A 16,032-nucleotide genomic window follows, 5' to 3' on the forward strand; every position below is an offset into this window, starting at 1 on the left:
CTGAGTCCTGTCGCATACAGAACCCAGCTTGCACAGAGCGCCTGAATAGGCTTTTATGAGTGTCCAAGATTTGGGGGGTAGTTCAAATATTCAGACGACCTTTTGAATTCAAACTATGAACGATTAGTGTTGATGCGCGCCACCGTGACCATGACCATGATCGTGATCCATGCCGGATTGCGGTGCGGTTTTCACTTCCAGTTGTACGGTTTGAGGTTTGGCATTTTTGAATTTTAGGGTAACAGGTACTTTTTCGCCTTCTTTCAGCGGTTTTTTCAGACCCATGAACATAACGTGGTAGCTGCCTGGTTTCAGCTCGGTCACGCCTTTTGCTTCCAGCGGGATGCCGCCTTTAACTTCGCGCATGCGCATTACGCCGTTGTCGTTTACATGGGTATGTACTTCGATACGCTCGGCTACCGGGCTGCTGCCGCCAACCAAGAAGTCTTGTTTAGCTTCATCGTTGTGGATTTTCATGAACGCGCCGCCCATTTTCATGCCTTCGACAGTAGAACGCGCCCAGCCGTCTTCAACGTGAACACCGGCTGCGGAAGCGGTGGATACCAAACCTGCTGCAATCAGGGTTACCAATAATTTTTTCATGTATTGCTCCTTTATGATGAAATGGGTGGTTTTGTTGCGGCAAAAGCTTTCCGCGTGACATTGCATGTCGGTAATACTGTTCTCATCCTACATGCAATGGTCGTCTGAATGCTTTGACTCAGATTAAACAAAATGATTCAAATTAATTCATGAGAATTAATACTTAGTAAGTATAAATCATCTCAAAGTAAATTCAAACATACTCGCGCCACAATGCAATCGCCCACACGATGCCCAACATCGTCAAAGCGAGTAATTGCGCGGCAGATCCGGCATCTTTGGCGCGTTTTGCTAATTCGTGTTTTTCAGTGGACGTGTGATCGACGGCAGCTTCGACAGCGGTGTTGAACAATTCGGTAATCAGCGAAACAAACGACGCGATAATCAGCAGCATTTTGGTCGCGGAGTCGAAATTGAGGATGAAGGTCAAGACAATCAAAATCAGGTTCAGCCACAATACTTGGCGGAACGCGCTTTCATAGCGGTAGGCGGCGGCAAGCCCGTCTTTGGAATAGCCGAATGCGTTGATGATGCGTTTGATGCCACTTTTGCCTTTTTTATCGGCAGCGTAAGAAGATGGTTTCATAAGTAATGTTTGTATCAATATTTATATTTGTAAAAAGAGGCCGTCTGAAAACGAGCGAAGCGGGTTTCGATAAAACGGATTCGGATTTCAGACGACCTTTTGGGATTATTGTTTGGACCAAGCTTCGACAGCGTCGGCAAACATCGTGGCGACGTCGAAGTTTTTTTGTTTCATGATTTCTTGGAAACCGGTCGGGCTGGTCACGTTGACTTCGGTCAGATTGCTGCCGATGACGTCCAAACCTGCCAGCAGGATGCCGCGGCGTTTGAGTTCAGGGGCGAGGGTTTCGGCGATTTCGCGGTCGCGGTCGCTCAATTCCTGCGCCACGCCGCGCCCGCCTGCTGCCAGATTGCCGCGTGTTTCGCCGTGTTGCGGAATGCGCGCCAAAGCATAGGGGACGACTTCGCCGCCGATAATCAGGATGCGTTTGTCTCCGTGGACGATTTCGGGAATGTAGCGTTGCGCCATAATGGTGCGGGAATCAAGCTGCATCAGGGTTTCGAGGATACTGCCGATGTTGGGGTCTTTTTCGGTCAGGCGGAAAATGCCCATGCCGCCCATGCCGTCGAGCGGTTTGATGATGATGTCGCCGTGTTCTTTCAAAAATTCGCGGACATCGGCGGAACGGGTCGTGACCAGCGTAGGTGCGGTGAACTGGCTGAAATTCAAAATCGCCAGTTTTTCATTGAAATCGCGCATCGCCTGTCCGCTGTTAAAGACTTTCACGCCCTGCTGCTCCGCCAGCGTCAGAAATTGGGTGGCGTAGAGATATTGCATATCAAACGGCGGGTCGGTGCGCATAATGACGGCATCGAAGTCTTTCAAGGTCGTCTGAACTTTGTCTGCCGCTTTAAACCACTCATGATCATCGTCGTTTTTGGCACCGAGAAACTCAAACGGCGCAGCCTGAGCAGTCACCAATCCTTGCTGCACGGACAACTCACCGCTCAAGGTATGGAAAAGCTGCCAGCCGCGTTTTGCCATCTCACGCATCATCGCGTAGGTGGTGTCTTTATAGGTTTTGAAACTTGCCATCGGATCGGCAATAAACAGGACTTTCATGGGAACTTCCTTATAAACAAACGACGTAATCATACCTTGTATTGAGGTCGTCTGAAAGGGCGCGGGCAGTTTGGCAAAGAGGTCGTCTGAAAAACGGTTTGTGAATTGGGTTACACACAAACTGCCTTTTCAGACGACCTCTTCGATTCTGCGTTTAAGCGGCGGCAAGGCTGATTAACTCTGCCGCGTGGCTGCGGGTCGTGTCGGTAATGATTTCGCCGCCAAGCATACGGGCGATTTCTTCGATACGCTGCTGGTGATCCAACACGCTGATTTCGCTGACAGTTTGCTCGCCTTCGCTGTGTTTGCGTACCTGCCAATGGTTTTCACCGCAGGAAGCGACTTGTGGAAGGTGGGTTACGGCAAGCACTTGATGTTTTTTACCCAGAGCACGCAGGGCTTTGCCGACCATTTCCGCTACGCCGCCGCCGATACCGGTATCGACTTCGTCAAAAATCAGCGTGGGGACTTGCGTGTATTGGCTGGTGACCACCTGCAAGGCGAGGCTGATGCGGGCAAGTTCGCCGCCGGACGCGACTTTGTTCAGCGGACGGGACGGATTGCCTTTGTTGGCGGCAACTTGAAACTGTACCTGCTCCAAACCGTGTGCCGTCGGGGAAGACGGCAGCAGGACGATGTCGAAACGCGCGCCTTTCATGGCGAGATGCTGCATATGTCCGGTAGTCTCTTCGCCCAATCTGCCCGCCGCCTGATGGCGCATGGCGGAAAGAACGTGGGCGGCTTCCTGATATTCGGCAAGGTTGCGGGCAACGGTTTGCGTCAACGCTTCCAAATCGGCAGCGGCTTGCAGGCTTTGCAGGCGCTCGTCGATTTCAGCCAGCTTTTGCGGCAAGGCTTCAGGCTCAATGCGGTATTTCCGCGCCATTCCCATCAGCTCGCCCATGCGCTGTTCCTGCGCCGCCAACTCATTGGGATCAATGTCGCTGCGGCCTGCGACGTCGCGCATATTGGCACTGATTTCGCCCAATTCGGCTTCAATGCTCGCCAGCATATTCAGGCTTTCAGCAAAGCGCGGCTCGATGTTTTGCAGATTGGTCAATAATTTTTGACATTGATAAATTTGACGTTGGATGCCGTTGTCGCCATCAATGTAGTCGCCGACTTCTTTGGCGGCTTGCAGCAATTCGGCGGAATGGGCAAGGCTGTCGTGGCTTTGGCTGAGTGCTTCCCATTCGCCTTGTTTGACATCCAACTGGTTCAATTCGTTGAACTGCCATTCCAAACGCTCACGCTCGATAATGATGGTCTCGGCGTGTTCCTGAGCCTCTTGGAGGGCTTTTTTCGCATTGACCCAGTTTTGATAAAGCTGTCTGACGGTTTCCGCCTGCGCCTTACTACCTGCAAATGCGTCCAACAATTTGCGCTGGGCGGATTCTTGATTGAGGGAATGGTGGGCGTTTTGCCCGTGGATGTCGATAAGCTGCCCGCCGATTGCTTTAAGCTGCGCCAGTGTGGCTGCCTGATTGTTGATAAAGCTGCGGCTTTTCCCTTTGGCATCGATGATGCGTCGGATGCTGAGTTCTTCCGAGTCTTCGTCCAAAAAACCCTGCTCTTGCAATTGGGCTTTAAGCTCGGGCAAAAGGCTGATATCGAACAATGCCGACAACTGCGCTTCCTTCGCGCCGCTGCGGACTTGGCTGTAATCTGCCTTATCGCCCAACAGAAGCCCGATTGCGTCCAACGTAATCGATTTGCCCGCGCCTGTCTCGCCGGTCAAAACGGTAAAACCGCTTTGGAAATCCAGATTGAGGTTTTCAACAATGACAAAATCGCGCAGGGAAAGTGCCAACAGCATGGTAGTATTCCTTAGTAAATCGACCGCACATCGGCGGCTAACTTTAGATATGCTGATTATAACTAAGATTTTTTGTAGTTTAAATAAGATTTTCTATATTTATTCAAATTTTTCTTATTGAAATTTTATACATCTGATTTTTATTATTTTATTTACAACACTTTCAAAATTAAGTCGTCTGAAATAGGTTTTCTGAAAACAGTCAGCAACAAAAAAACCTGCCGTTTTCGGCAGGTTTTTTATCGGATGATGCGCTGTATTACAGGCCGCTCAGACGGGCGGTGTCGTGTGCGATCATCAATTCTTCGTTGGTCGGAATCACAACGGCGACGGCTGCGCTGTCGGCAGTCGTAATCACGCCTGCGTTACCGAAGCGGGCTTTCAGGTTGGATTCGTGGTCGGCTTTCAGACCGAGGAAGCCCAAGTAGCCGAGTACGCGCTCGCGGATGATGTCGGAGTTTTCGCCGATACCGCCGGTGAAAACGAGTGCGTCAAGACCGCCGGCTGCGACAGCCATGCTGCCGATGTATTTGGCGAGGCGGTAGATGAAGATTTCCAGAGCCAGTTTAGCACCTGCGTGGCCGTTGGCGGCTTCTTCTTCGATGGTACGGCAGTCGTTGGACAAACCTGAGATGCCGAGCAGACCTGATTTTTTGTTCAGCATGTCGGTGATTTGGGCGATGGTCATGTTGGCATTTTCAGCCAAGAAGCTGAACACTGCGGGATCGATGTCGCCGCTGCGTGTACCCATCACGAGGCCTTCCAGCGGGGTCAGGCCCATGCTGGTATCGCGTGATTCGCCGTTGGCGACGGCAGTAATAGATGCGCCGTTACCCAAGTGGGCAATCACCATGCGCAGGTCTTTTTTGTCTTTGCCGAGGAAACGGGCGGTTTCATCAGAAACGTAGCGGTAGCTGGTGCCGTGTGCGCCATAGCGACGCAAGCCGTATTTTTCATACAGTTCATGCGGAATAGCGTAGGTGTAGGCATGTTCCGGCATGGTTTGGTGGAAGGCGGTGTCGAAAACGACAACGTTGGGCAGACCTTTGAAAATGCTTTGTGCGGCACGCAGACCCAAGAGGTGCGCGGGGTTGTGCAGCGGAGCGAGCGGAATACATTTTTCGATGCCGGCGATGACTTCGTCGTCAACGAGGATGGATTCGCTGTACAGTTCGCCGCCGCTGACGACGCGGTGGCCAATGGCGCCGATGCGGCTGTCGAGGCCGTGGGCTTTGAGTTCTTCCATCAGCGCTTCAACTGCGCCGGTGTGGTCGGGCTTGGCAGACAGGTCGACTTTGTGTTTTTCGCCGTTTACTTTGAACGTGATGTAAGCGTCGGGCAGGTTGAGTTTTTCGGCAAGGCAGCTGAGCAGGACTTCGCCGCTGTCGTTATCCAGTACGGCGCCTTTGAGGGATGAGCTGCCGCAGTTCAAAACTAAGATGAGTTTTTGGGTCATTTGTTGTGGCTCCTGAAGGTTTCAGACGACCTGTGTAGGCAGTATCGGCAATCTGTTCTTTGTCGTCGATATCCCGCCAAACATCTCCCGCAGGCATAGTGGATGCGTTGAGGGCGGCGCCGAGCGTCTGCGCGGCAGGCCGTATCGGTTGGTGGCGTAAAATCTATGAAAGAAAAAATTATCGTTACATTCGGAATGGCGGCAACTTTATGAATGTTGCTTTCCTTGTGGCTTCTGCCGCCGCTGATTCGGCGGGGTCGTCTGAAATCGGTTGATGAATGTAAACCGCGCTATTCTAGCAAAAAACGGGTTCGGCTGCTTGGCTTAATGTTTGACTTGGAACAGTCTGGAGACGATAAAGGAAGATATTGATGTTTAAAGGGAAACGGTTTGTTTTCAGACGACCCGTCGAACGCGGGGGCGTAAAGCCCTTTGCAGGGGCGTGTCAAACTGTTACATTTAGACAGTTTTTGTGTTCACTATGTCGTCTGAAAACAGCGGCAGCCTTTTAAGATTCTTTGATATGCACTATTTCAGTATCCATACGCAACAAGGCGCCCATGTGGGCTTTTTCATCATGCTGCCGGATGACGAATCCGAAACGCAGCCGCAGAGCGGGCGTTTCGCCGTCAAGCTGCAAAGTGAAGAAGGCGTGGCGGCGGAGGCTTTGACTCCTTTCGAGCAAACCGAGATTCCGCAATATTGGCGCGTCGTGAAAGACCGTATCGAGCTGTTTTTCGACGACGCCCTTGTCGGCTCGCTGCGCAACGAATATCTGACCGTATCGGGACAGACTTTCGTCTTAACCGACTTGACCGGAGCGATGTGATGGAAAGTATGTTTATTTTGGTGCCCATCAGCATCATTTTGGCGTTTGCTATCGGCTATTTTTTTTGGTGGTCGGGCAAAAACGGGCAGTTTGACGATCTCGAAGGACCGGCACACCGCATTCTGATGGACGACGATTCCACCGACAAGCTGCTTGAAAACGAAATAGAAAAAGAAGAACAAGAATCCGAAAAATGAGCCTCAAAAAAGACAATCTGAATTTCCCGACCAGCCGCCGTTTCGCCCCATTATTCGGCACGCAGTTTCTGGGCGCGTTCAACGACAATATGTTCAAAACCGCGCTGTTCGTGATGATCAGCTTCTACGGTTTGGGCAAAAACGACTTCCTGCCCGCCAGCCAAATGCTGAACTTGGGCGCGTTGCTGTTTATCCTGCCGTATTTCCTGTTTTCCGCGCTGTCGGGACAACTGAGCACCAAATTCGACAAAGCCGTCTTGGCGCGATGGATCAAAGTATTGGAAATCGTGATTATGGCGGTAGCGGCGTTCGGCTTTTATATCCAGTCTGCCCCGCTGCTCTTGGTCTGCCTGTTTTGCATGGGCGCGCAATCGACGTTGTTCGGTCCGCTGAAATACGCCATCCTGCCCGATTACCTCAACGACAAAGAGCTGATTATGGGCAACAGCCTGATCGAATCGGGAACATTTATCGCCATTTTGTTCGGTCAGATTTTAGGCACGTCCGTCGCAGGCTTGTCGCCCTCCGTCGTCGGTATCTTAGTCTTGCTCGTCGCCATCAGTGGCACGTTGACCAGCTTCTTCATGCCTAACGTCCCCGCCAAAGCCCCCAACACGAAAATCGAATGGAACATCGTCAAAGGCACGCACGCGCTCCTGCGCGAAACCGCACAATATGATTCCGTCTTCACATCCATCATCGGCATTTCATGGTTTTGGTTTATCGGCTCGGTTTACACCACCCAACTGCCGACTTTCACGCAAATCCATTTGGGCGGCAACGACAGCGTCTTCAACCTTATGCTTACCCTATTCTCCATCGGCATCGCCGCCGGCTCGGTGTTGTGCGCCAAACTCAGCCACGAACGCCTGCTCTTGGGCTTGGTAACCGTCGGCACAACGGGTTTGACCGTATTCGGCCTGATTTTGGTATGGCTGACCCAAGGACAACGCTTTACCGAACTCAACGGCATCACCTGGTTCCTGTCGCAAGGCATGGCGTATCCTGTCATGCTCGTCATGACGCTGATCGGTTTCTTCGGCGGCTTCTTCTCCGTCCCGCTCTACACTTGGCTGCAAACCGCCAGCAGCGAATCTTTCCGCGCCCACGCCGTCGCCGCCAACAACATTATCAATGGCGTGTTCATGGTATCGGCTGCCATTTTAAGCGCGGTACTCTTGATGCTGTTCGACAGCATTTCCCTGCTTTACCTGATCGTCGCCATCGGCAATATCCCCTTGATTGTTTACCTGATCCAGCGCGAACCCCGTTTCTTAAACGATATGGGCAAGATATTCAGCAATATTATCAAACGGTAAGCTTAAGCGAAAGGTCGTCTGAAAATAGGATTTCTGTTTTCAGACGACCTTTCGCCTAGCTGATGTTTAAGCGTCAATCGTCCTTAAAATCAATCTGATGTCTTCATTTTATACTTGAATCATAAATTGACAGGTCTATTTTGGGAATGACTGTATTTTGCTTGTCGCTTTTGATAAGCGCAAAAAAACCTCCTGCGGACAGGAGGTTTTGAAAAGCGGGTTAGCGCAATTCGGTATGCAGGCGGCTGATGAGCGTAGAGGCATCGCTGCCGTTGTATGCGCTGCCGTCTTTGTTGAGAAGGCGGATTCGTGAACCGCCGTTGATAGGCTCGACGAATACGATGATTTCGGGGTAGGCTGCCGGTTTCTCAACTTTTTTGCCTTTGCCGAACATACGGCCGAAGAAGCCCGGTTTTTTCGTGGAAACGGCTTCGCTTTCGTTAGGTGCCTGTTGAACCAAGAAGGCGTGGCGTTCGATGTTTTGACCTAAGACATTCAAGCCGATGCGGTCGAGGGCGAGCGCGGTGCGGCGCCAGTTGCGGCCGTAGTCGCCGGAGACGAGCAGGGTGTTGCCGTCGATTCGCGCCAATTCGTTGCCGCTGCGTTTGGCAACGCTTTGGGTCAGCGCGTTTTCGGCTTGTTGCTGATCGACGCCCATATATTGCATGAAGCGTGCGAGGAAGGCGGCTTCAAGATTTGGGTCGTTGGCGGCAGGCTGCCATGTGGTCGTGTCTTTGTTTTTGTCTGCGTAAACTTCTTTCATGCCTTTGTGGGCGAAGAAGACGTCGGTCGTGCCGTTTTTGCTTTGTTCGATACGGATGATAAATTTATCGCGCTCGCTGGTGGAATAGATGCCGCCTAAGCCGACTTTGTCCAAGAGGCGGCGCAGGCCGTCTTGCGGAATTTTCGCGCGGTTTTCAGCCCACTCGGTTTCCATTTGGCCGATGCCGGGTTCTTCGGATTTGATGTCGAAACCGTTTTCTTGCCAGAATGCTTTCAGCAGAGGCCAAATTTCGGCAGGGGATTTACCTTGGACTTCAACCCAGCGTTGGTTGCCGTCGCGCTCCAAACGGACACCTTTGACGGATTTAAGGACGTCGGAATTCGCGGCTTGTTGGGCTGCGGATGTGCGGCGGCTCAGGTCGCTGGCACGGACGGCACCGCTGCCCGCAGGTACTTGATAAAGATTGCCTTGATCGGGGTTAGTCAAATCAGGCGGTACTTCTAATTTGACGATTTTGCGGGTCTGGGTTTGGTAATCCAGCTTGGGCAGGTCTTTTTTGTTGCCTGAACAGGCAGTCATGCTGATCAGGGCGATTGCTATGACGACAGGTTTCATATAGGCCATATTGGTTTCCTGTGGGATGTGATGGGTTAACGGCAGGTCGTCTGAAAATTTGGAAACGGTTTTCAGACGACCTTTGCGGTTTATGCGGTGAGTTGTCCGGATTCTTGCAATGCGGCGCGGACTTTTGCCTGTCCGGCTTCGGTCAGGGGAACGAGCGGCAGGCGGACATAAGGGTCGCATTTGCCCAACGCGGATACGCCCCATTTGGGCGCGGCAGGGCTTGGTTCGCAGAACATAGTGTTATAAATCGGAATCAGGCGGTCATTTAATTGACGAGCGGTCGCAATATCTCCTGCAACGGCGGCGCGGCACATGTCGGCGAAGAGTTTGGGGGCGACATTGGCGGCAACGGTAACGACGCCGTGTCCGCCGCAGAGCATGAAGGGCAGGCCGGTGGGGTCGTCGCCGGAAAGGATGGTGAAACCTTCGGGCGCGTGTTTGATCAGTTCGAGATTGTTGCCGATGTTGCCGCTGGCTTCTTTGACGCCGACGATATTCGGGATTTTGGCAAGGCGCAGGATGGTGTCGTTGGTCATGCTGACGACGGTGCGGCCGGGTACGTTGTAGATAATCATCGGAATCGAAGTGGCTTCGGCGATGGTTTTGAAATGTTGGTAAATGCCTTCTTGGGAGGGCTTGTTGTAATAGGGGACGACGGAAAGGGTGTAGTCTGCGCCGGCTTTTTCGGCGGCGCGGGAGAGCGCGATGGCTTCAAGGGTATTGTTGGCGCCGGTGCCGGCGATAACGGGAACGCGCTTATTGACGTGTTTGACCGTTTCTTCGATTACGCTTAGATGCTCTTCGACGGAGAGTGTGGCGGATTCGCCTGTCGTGCCGACGGCGACGATGCCGTCAGTACCGTTTTCGATATGCCAGTCGATCAAATCGCGGAGTTGTTCGTAATGGATGCTGCCGTCTTGATTCATGGGTGTAATCAGGGCAACCAAACTGCCTTGTAACATAAGAAAACCTTTTATTTGTAGGGCGCAATAGGGTTTGCTTCCAAAGGGAAGGAAATGCTTGGGATTGTAGCTTACTTTGTTGTTTATGTGAAACATCTTGACCAGGCGGTCGCCGTGCGAAGCTGAACGTAATGTTTATCTTAATGAATAATGATGTTTTTAATCAAAAATTTAGCATATTTTCATAGTGAAATGCCTGTCAAGGATTAAAAAGTGTTAAAGTCTTGCAGCGATGATTTTTGCGTTATCGAAGCCCGTTTCAGACGACCTTTTTAAGTTTGTCCGACTGTGTATAATACCTTCCCTCATTTTTCATCTTCAAACCCTAAACTCTCTTTAAGCTCCCCAATAAAATGACACACCCCAATTCCCCGCAATCCGAATTTCTACGCGGCATTAAAGAAACCTCGCCCATGCTCATCGGGCTTTTGCCGTGGGCGTTGATATTGGGTATGCAGGGCGGTCAGAAGGGCATGAGTTGGCTGGAAATGCTGATGATGACGGGCATGAATTTCGCCGGCGGCTCGGAATTTGCGGCGGTCAACCTGTGGACAAACCCGTTGCCGATACTGCTGATTGCCACCGTTACCTTCATGATTAATTCGCGCCATATTCTGATGGGGGCGGCAATCGCGCCCTATATGCGCGATATGCCGCTGAAAAAAGCCATGCCTGCGTTGTTTTTTATGTGTGACGAAAGTTGGGCGATGGCGTTTGCGGAAATCCAAAAACGCAAGGCGATGGGGTTGCCGGCATTCAATATGCCGTTTTATGCGGGCGTGTGTTTCATCCTCTACACCACTTGGATCGGCTTTGCGGCGTTTGGCGCGGCGGTCGGACCGATGTTCGGCGATGTCGCGGCATGGGGCTTCGGCATGGCATTTCCCGCCGTGTTTTTGGTGCTGCTGCGCGGAATGTGGAAAAGCTTTAAGGCGGCACGCCCTTGGTTTGTCAGCCTGATTGTGGCGTGCGGGACTTATTTGTCGGTGGACGGGCATTGGTATGTGCCGATGGGCGCGATTTCCGGCCTGCTTGCCGCCTATCTTTGGGGAGAGAAGGAATGAAGGATTTGCTGTCTTGGCAGTCGTTCCTGCTGTTTGCCAGCATGCTGGCGGTAACGTATTCCACCCGCCTTATCGGTTTTTTCGCCTTGCGCAATCGCACTTTAAGCCGCCGTGCACAAATTGTGATGGAAGCCGCGCCGGGTTGCGTGTTGATTTCTGTCATCGCGCCTTATTTCGTGTCCGACAAGCCGCACGAGTTGATTGCCATTGCGCTGACCGTGCTTGCCGCTAGTAGGTTTTCTATGTTGGTTACCGTGTTGATCGGCGTGGGCAGTTCGGGGTTGTTGGGGTATTTGATGCGGTAGGTGGTTGCATTTGAGTGAAACTGGATACACTTGTTTTCAGAGTGCGCAGCCTCCTGACGGGACGACCTTTCCCTTTCAGACGACCTTATCTTGTTATAATGTCGTCTGAAATTTTTTATAAAGCAAAATCATGGCAAACCAAAGACTCATCTACGGCTTCCACGCCGTCAACGCCCGCCTGTGGCAAAACCCGAAATCGATTACCGAACTCTACATCCAAGAAGGCAAAAACGATGCCCGCACGCGTGATGTACTGGAAAAAGCGGCAAACGAAAACGTGCGCGTACACTTTGCCGACGCCGACCGCCTCAGCGCCATCAGCAAAGGCGCGCGGCATCAGGGCGTGGTCGGATTTATCGACGCTTCCAAAAACCATGTCCACCTTGAAGACGTATTGGAAAACCTGAGCGAACCGCCGCTATTGCTGATACTCGACGGCATCACCGATCCGCACAACCTCGGCGCGTGTCTGCGAACCGCCGACGCAATGGGTGTACACGCTGTCATCGCGCCGAAAGACAAAAGCGCGGGGCTGAACGCCACCGTCAGCAAAGTCGCTTGCGGCGCGGCGGAAACCGTCCCCTACATCACCGTAACCAACCTCGCCCGCACCCTGCGCGAGCTGAAAGAATACGGCATCTGGATCATCGGCACCGACATGGGCGGCGACGCCGACCTCTACCATTGCGACCTGCCCGACAGCGCGGCATGGGTGATGGGCAACGAAGGCGAAGGCATGCGCCGCCTGACGCGCGAACATTGCGACATGCTGGTGTCGATACCCATGTTCGGCACGGTCGAAAGCATGAACGTCTCCGTCAGCGCAGGCATGGTGTTGAGCGAAACGCGCCGGCAAAGAGTGTTGAAAGCAGAAAAATAGGACTTAGGTTTGCGTACAAAAAACGTCGTCTGAAAACTGGAAATGCGGTTTTCAGACGACGTTTTTTCATGGGCGGGTCAGTGCCGTCATGCTTGCACGTCCTGAATCCGTCAGTCTGCCATTAAAGTAATCTTCAAACACTTTTGAACATTGCAAGTCCGGATTTCCGCTGCGGTATAGGTATTTTTACAATATTGACGGATTAACTTCCCCTACATAGCAAACGTCGTCTGAAAACCAAATTTCCAGTTTTCAGACGACGTTTTATTCAGAAGCTATTCTGTTTATCCTACCATTTCATCGACTTTGCGTTGATAGCTTTTCAACAGTTCCGCCGAGCGGGCAAAGCGTTCGGTTTCGTCGTCTGAAAGTTGCAGGTCAATGATGCGTACCGCGCCTTGGCGGTTGACGACGGTCGGTACGCCGATATACACACCGTTTTGTCCGAACTCGCCTTCAAGCAGGGTAGAAACGGGCAACACGACGCCTTGATTGTGCAGGATGGCGTTGGAGATACGACTCAAGCCCATACCGATGCCGTGGCTGGTCGAACCTTTGGCGGCGATGACTTCGTAGGCGGCATTGCGCACGTTGTTATAGATTTTGTCCATACGCTCCTGCCCGTCTTCTGATTGTTCCAACATCTTCTGAACCGACATACCGGCGATGTTGGCGGTACTCCAAAGCGCAATGATGCTGTCGCCGTGTTCGCCGATCATCATGGCATCGACGCTCCAAGGCGCGACGTCGAATTCGTTGCCCAGACAGACGCGGAAACGGGCGGAGTCAAGGATAGTGCCCGAGCCGATAACGCGCTCTTTGGGCAGGCCTGAAAAGCGCAGGACGGCATAAGACAGTACGTCCACCGGATTGGAGGCGACCAAGAAGATACCGTCAAAGCCCGAAGCCATGACTTTCGAAACGATGTCGCGGAAGATGCGCAGGTTTTTGTCGATTAAGTCCAAACGGGTTTCGCCGGGAGCCTGCGCCGCGCCCGCACAAATACACACGATATCTGCATCCGAGCAATCATCGTAATCGCCGACGTAAATACGTGCGGGCGAGGCGGCATAAGGCATTCCGTGGCGGAAGTCGCGCGCTTCGCCTTCCGCGCGCGTACGGTTGATGTCGATTAAAACCATATCGTCGCACAAGGCTTGGTTGAGCATGGAATAGGCGTAGCTGACACCGACCGCGCCTAAGCCTACAACCACTACTTTATTACCAACTTTTTTCATATTTATTCCTGTTTGTTTGTAAATAGTAATTATTAATAGCACCAAGGCAGAGTGCCGTCAAATTTCAGACGATCTGTTTGCTTTGTAGCGGATTGTAGTGGAAAAATAAGCACATAAGGTATTTACCGGTCAGGGCGGGAGCAATGGCAAGAAAAGCAGAAAAGAGGATTGATATAATGCAGTATATTTATTTTGATTTAAATCATGAATATCATCATAAAATCGTTATAGTATAACTTATGGAGTGTATCCGAAGATTCGAACGGATTTTGTTTGCAGACATTGCCGCCGAAATACGGAGGCACAATAGTCATGAATCATGATAATGAAAGGAAACGAATGAAAGCGAAATCTTTATTGGCGGTTTTGGCTGCCACCTGCATTTTGTCCGCTTGCAGCAGCGCAGGCAGCAGTTTGGCGGACGGATTGACCAAGCCGTTTGATCCTAATGTAAAAGATTGGAAGCAACTGACTGTTTCCGAATCTGTTCCCGACGGCGGCGTACTGGAGTTGACCGACAGGGGCAGTAAAACCCAAACCCTGAAAAAAGGCGGGGTTTTGGATACGGGTTATCTGAAAAACGACCGTGTTTCCGATTTTGACTATGTGAAAAAAATCAATGTAAACGGACAACTCATCGAATTGGAACGCGGTGATTTCTTGGTGTATAAACAAAACCATTCCATCGTTGCCGCCACTTTGGCAAAGCAGAAAACTAATCCGGCAGATGGGGTGCGTTCCGAGGCCTTCGATTTTCATGTTAATGAAATTCAAGGGCAGGACATTGCTTTCGGTAATCTGCCTAAATTGGGACAAATAAACTACAAAGGTATCGCGTTCAACGGCGATGACCGCAGCGGGCGTTTGTCTTATACGGTTGATTTTGAGAAGAAACAAGGCAGCGGCAGCATCAGCGGAATGTATAGCGGCTATAACGTCGAATTGGCGAAAACCGATATTCAGGCCATGGCTAACGGCTCAGGCTTGAGCGGCAAAGCCATGAAGGACGGTGTAGAAAAAGGTAGTTACGAGCTGAAGCTTTTCGGCAGTAAAGCCGAAGAAATTGCCGGTAAGGCTAAAGTCAACGACGGCGGTAAAATTCAGGAAATCGGTTTGGCCGGTAAGAAAGAGTAAGGTAGGACATTTCTCAGTCTGACGGACAAGGTCGTCTGAAACCTTTATTTTAGATAAAAGGTTTCAGACGACCTTTTTGTATCGGCAATTTGGAAAATATAGCTAAATTATAGTGGATTAAATTTAAATTAGGACAATGCGATGAAGCCGCAGACAGTACAAATAGTACGGCAAGGCGAGGCAACGCCGTACTGGTTTAAATTTAATCCACTATACTTTATTTTCGATACGCAACTTACCGGGAATGACGGAATTTGATGGCATGCTGTATTTAAAGTTAAGTATGTTTGCTATATGGTTTGTAGGAGTGGATGCTTTGGACTCAAACAACTTTCATGATGCGTTCGATTTCATGCCAAAAGCCGTCGGGGCGCAATTCGAGTTTGGCGATTAAGCCGCTTTCGATTTGGCGGACGTCTCGCTCGGACAGGGTTTGCGCCTCGGTAACGCGGGCGGGGGCAAGGTATGCCATGCGGTCGATGAGGTGGTAACGTGCGCCGTCGTGGGTCGGATATGTCGACCAGTCTCGGATAAAGACGCCGCGCCAGCAGTATGGGTTCAACGGGGCTTCGGCGGAATCTGCACCGATGGAGAAAAAGCCGATGCCACGTATTATTGAGGCGGGTTGCGGCGCGTCGGGGAGGCGGTTTTGCCGCAGGGTTTCGCTGCCATTGGAGGATTGAAACAGGGCGAGTTGGCGGGGCAGTTTGGCGGCTTTGGTGGCGAGGGTGTCTTTGGCATTGAGTCCATGCATCTCTGCGGATTTGCCGCTGTCGCTGCCGTAATATTTGCAGGTCAGTTCGATGTGGTAGGGTTTGCCGTTGATGGAGGTGATGAAATCGGCGACGCCTTGCGTGAGGTCGTCTGAAAACACGGGCAGATTATAGGCGTGCAATTCGGTATGCGGCGCGTGGGTGAACCAAAATGCGAGCAGGCGTTCGGCGTAGATGCCGAGTCGGTTGCCGAAGGGGGCGTGTTCGGCGAGATAGTCGTTGAGCGGGGCGGGATTACCGTCCAAATCCAAAAGATAGCGGAAGCCGCGTTCGTCCAACAGTTCGCGCACGCTCAGTTCACAGCCGCTTTGCCAAAGCGGCGGAGCGGTCAGCAGGGTGGCGAGGTCGCGGACGGACGGGGTGGCGAGTTTCCACCAAAGGGCATCTAGGGCGTAGTTCATGGCTGTATCTGGTTGATAGTTTGGCTGAGGTTGTCTGAAAACTTGTAATCAAGTTTTCA

The 16,032-nt window shown here is 51.7% G+C and carries 17 protein-coding genes and 1 pseudogene; 9 read left to right on the forward strand and 9 right to left on the reverse strand.

The window, feature by feature from the left end:
• Positions 1-123 precede the first annotated feature (123 nt).
• The 5 genes from AC5M9B_RS09675 to AC5M9B_RS09695 all read right to left on the reverse strand — a co-directional run bounded on the left by AC5M9B_RS09675 (position 124) and on the right by AC5M9B_RS09695 (position 5,523).
• Positions 124-603, reverse strand: coding sequence for a copper chaperone PCu(A)C (locus AC5M9B_RS09675; RefSeq protein WP_487648568.1), 480 nt, complete (start codon positions 601-603; stop codon positions 124-126).
• A 193-nt stretch (positions 604-796) separates the two neighbouring features.
• Positions 797-1,189 carry a diacylglycerol kinase gene (locus AC5M9B_RS09680; protein WP_209282799.1) on the reverse strand — a complete coding sequence of 131 codons (393 nt, stop codon included), beginning with the start codon at positions 1,187-1,189 and terminating at the stop codon, positions 797-799.
• A 105-nt stretch (positions 1,190-1,294) separates the two neighbouring features.
• The gene (gshB, locus tag AC5M9B_RS09685) at positions 1,295-2,251 is read right to left on the reverse strand and encodes a glutathione synthase (RefSeq protein WP_487648569.1); all 957 of its coding nucleotides are present in this window, start codon (positions 2,249-2,251) and stop codon (positions 1,295-1,297) included.
• 154 nt (positions 2,252-2,405) lie between these two features.
• Complete coding sequence (gene recN / locus AC5M9B_RS09690; RefSeq protein ID WP_487648570.1) at positions 2,406-4,067, reverse strand: DNA repair protein RecN; 1,662 nt, start codon at positions 4,065-4,067, stop codon at positions 2,406-2,408.
• A 259-nt stretch (positions 4,068-4,326) separates the two neighbouring features.
• Entirely contained in the window at positions 4,327-5,523 is a 1,197-nt protein-coding gene (locus tag AC5M9B_RS09695) for an acetate kinase (RefSeq protein ID WP_019270220.1), read from the reverse strand.
• Between the two features lie 59 nt (positions 5,524-5,582).
• Between AC5M9B_RS09695 and AC5M9B_RS09700 the strand changes: the two genes are divergently transcribed.
• From AC5M9B_RS09700 to AC5M9B_RS09715, 4 genes are all read left to right on the forward strand, one after another.
• Positions 5,583-5,798, forward strand: a complete 216-nt coding sequence (locus AC5M9B_RS09700; protein WP_180949637.1) for a hypothetical protein — start codon at positions 5,583-5,585, stop codon at positions 5,796-5,798.
• Between the two features lie 248 nt (positions 5,799-6,046).
• Positions 6,047-6,352 (forward strand): HLGFF motif protein, encoded by a 306-nt coding sequence (locus AC5M9B_RS09705; protein WP_070655244.1) that lies wholly within the window; start codon positions 6,047-6,049, stop codon positions 6,350-6,352.
• Positions 6,352-6,549 carry a cbb3-type cytochrome oxidase assembly protein CcoS gene (gene ccoS / locus AC5M9B_RS09710; RefSeq protein WP_003744897.1) on the forward strand — a complete coding sequence of 66 codons (198 nt, stop codon included), beginning with the start codon at positions 6,352-6,354 and terminating at the stop codon, positions 6,547-6,549. The genes AC5M9B_RS09705 and ccoS overlap by 1 nt, the downstream gene beginning before the upstream one ends.
• Positions 6,546-7,868 carry an MFS transporter gene (locus AC5M9B_RS09715; RefSeq protein WP_487648571.1) on the forward strand — a complete coding sequence of 441 codons (1,323 nt, stop codon included), beginning with the start codon at positions 6,546-6,548 and terminating at the stop codon, positions 7,866-7,868. Before ccoS ends, AC5M9B_RS09715 begins: the two co-directional genes overlap by 4 nt.
• Before the next feature lie 220 nt (positions 7,869-8,088).
• On the opposite strand, the gene AC5M9B_RS09720 is transcribed toward AC5M9B_RS09715, so the two are convergent.
• Both AC5M9B_RS09720 and dapA read right to left on the reverse strand, forming a co-directional pair.
• Positions 8,089-9,216 carry an outer membrane protein assembly factor BamC gene (locus AC5M9B_RS09720; protein ID WP_487648572.1) on the reverse strand — a complete coding sequence of 376 codons (1,128 nt, stop codon included), beginning with the start codon at positions 9,214-9,216 and terminating at the stop codon, positions 8,089-8,091.
• An 80-nt stretch (positions 9,217-9,296) separates the two neighbouring features.
• On the reverse strand, positions 9,297-10,178 hold the full coding sequence (dapA, locus tag AC5M9B_RS09725) for a 4-hydroxy-tetrahydrodipicolinate synthase (RefSeq protein ID WP_487648573.1): 882 nt from the start codon (positions 10,176-10,178) through the stop codon (positions 9,297-9,299).
• Positions 10,179-10,531: 353 nt separating this feature from the next.
• On the opposite strand from dapA, the gene AC5M9B_RS09730 reads away from it, so the two are divergent.
• The 3 genes from AC5M9B_RS09730 to rlmB all read left to right on the forward strand — a co-directional run bounded on the left by AC5M9B_RS09730 (position 10,532) and on the right by rlmB (position 12,427).
• Positions 10,532-11,242, forward strand: coding sequence for an AzlC family ABC transporter permease (locus AC5M9B_RS09730; protein ID WP_049229102.1), 711 nt, complete (start codon positions 10,532-10,534; stop codon positions 11,240-11,242).
• Positions 11,239-11,547, forward strand: coding sequence for an AzlD family protein (locus AC5M9B_RS09735; RefSeq protein WP_003740656.1), 309 nt, complete (start codon positions 11,239-11,241; stop codon positions 11,545-11,547). The genes AC5M9B_RS09730 and AC5M9B_RS09735 overlap by 4 nt, the downstream gene beginning before the upstream one ends.
• Positions 11,548-11,677: 130 nt before the next feature.
• On the forward strand, positions 11,678-12,427 hold the full coding sequence (rlmB, locus tag AC5M9B_RS09740; RefSeq protein ID WP_070656464.1) for a 23S rRNA (guanosine(2251)-2'-O)-methyltransferase RlmB: 750 nt from the start codon (positions 11,678-11,680) through the stop codon (positions 12,425-12,427).
• A 284-nt stretch (positions 12,428-12,711) separates the two neighbouring features.
• Here the strand turns inward: rlmB and AC5M9B_RS09745 are convergent, their stop codons facing one another.
• Positions 12,712-13,665: an L-lactate dehydrogenase gene (locus tag AC5M9B_RS09745; RefSeq protein ID WP_070656467.1), complete on the reverse strand. Its 954-nt coding sequence runs from the start codon at positions 13,663-13,665 to the stop codon at positions 12,712-12,714.
• Positions 13,666-14,004: 339 nt separating this feature from the next.
• Between AC5M9B_RS09745 and AC5M9B_RS09750 the strand changes: the two genes are divergently transcribed.
• Together AC5M9B_RS09750 and AC5M9B_RS09755 are read left to right on the forward strand one after the other, a co-directional pair.
• Positions 14,005-14,799: a factor H-binding protein gene (locus tag AC5M9B_RS09750; RefSeq protein WP_487648574.1), complete on the forward strand. Its 795-nt coding sequence runs from the start codon at positions 14,005-14,007 to the stop codon at positions 14,797-14,799.
• 108 nt (positions 14,800-14,907) lie between these two features.
• Positions 14,908-15,021: pseudogene (locus AC5M9B_RS09755) on the forward strand (IS5/IS1182 family transposase); the annotation flags it as partial.
• 100 nt (positions 15,022-15,121) lie between these two features.
• Here AC5M9B_RS09755 and AC5M9B_RS09760 read toward each other — a convergent pair.
• The gene (locus AC5M9B_RS09760) at positions 15,122-15,973 is read right to left on the reverse strand and encodes a DUF1853 family protein (protein WP_487648575.1); all 852 of its coding nucleotides are present in this window, start codon (positions 15,971-15,973) and stop codon (positions 15,122-15,124) included.
• Between the last annotated feature and the right edge of the window lie 59 nt (positions 15,974-16,032).

The sequence above is a fragment of the Neisseria flava genome, assembly GCF_982712965.1.

Excerpts from the sequence above, each read along its gene's own strand:
- AC5M9B_RS09705 (WP_070655244.1), top strand. The coding sequence starts at position 6,047 with ATGCACTATTTCAGTATCCATACGCAACAAGGCGCCCATGTGGGCTTT.
- AC5M9B_RS09715 (WP_487648571.1), top strand. The coding sequence starts at position 6,546 with ATGAGCCTCAAAAAAGACAATCTGAATTTCCCGACCAGCCGCCGTTTC.
- AC5M9B_RS09695 (WP_019270220.1), bottom strand. The coding sequence starts at position 5,523 with ATGACCCAAAAACTCATCTTAGTTTTGAACTGCGGCAGCTCATCCCTC.
- AC5M9B_RS09750 (WP_487648574.1), top strand. The coding sequence starts at position 14,005 with ATGAAAGCGAAATCTTTATTGGCGGTTTTGGCTGCCACCTGCATTTTG.
- gshB (WP_487648569.1), bottom strand. The coding sequence starts at position 2,251 with ATGAAAGTCCTGTTTATTGCCGATCCGATGGCAAGTTTCAAAACCTAT.
- recN (WP_487648570.1), bottom strand. The coding sequence starts at position 4,067 with ATGCTGTTGGCACTTTCCCTGCGCGATTTTGTCATTGTTGAAAACCTC.
- AC5M9B_RS09720 (WP_487648572.1), bottom strand. The coding sequence starts at position 9,216 with ATGGCCTATATGAAACCTGTCGTCATAGCAATCGCCCTGATCAGCATG.
- ccoS (WP_003744897.1), top strand. The coding sequence starts at position 6,352 with ATGGAAAGTATGTTTATTTTGGTGCCCATCAGCATCATTTTGGCGTTT.
- AC5M9B_RS09730 (WP_049229102.1), top strand. The coding sequence starts at position 10,532 with ATGACACACCCCAATTCCCCGCAATCCGAATTTCTACGCGGCATTAAA.
- AC5M9B_RS09760 (WP_487648575.1), bottom strand. The coding sequence starts at position 15,973 with ATGAACTACGCCCTAGATGCCCTTTGGTGGAAACTCGCCACCCCGTCC.
- rlmB (WP_070656464.1), top strand. The coding sequence starts at position 11,678 with ATGGCAAACCAAAGACTCATCTACGGCTTCCACGCCGTCAACGCCCGC.
- AC5M9B_RS09675 (WP_487648568.1), bottom strand. The coding sequence starts at position 603 with ATGAAAAAATTATTGGTAACCCTGATTGCAGCAGGTTTGGTATCCACC.
- AC5M9B_RS09735 (WP_003740656.1), top strand. The coding sequence starts at position 11,239 with ATGAAGGATTTGCTGTCTTGGCAGTCGTTCCTGCTGTTTGCCAGCATG.
- AC5M9B_RS09680 (WP_209282799.1), bottom strand. The coding sequence starts at position 1,189 with ATGAAACCATCTTCTTACGCTGCCGATAAAAAAGGCAAAAGTGGCATC.
- AC5M9B_RS09745 (WP_070656467.1), bottom strand. The coding sequence starts at position 13,665 with ATGAAAAAAGTTGGTAATAAAGTAGTGGTTGTAGGCTTAGGCGCGGTC.
- dapA (WP_487648573.1), bottom strand. The coding sequence starts at position 10,178 with ATGTTACAAGGCAGTTTGGTTGCCCTGATTACACCCATGAATCAAGAC.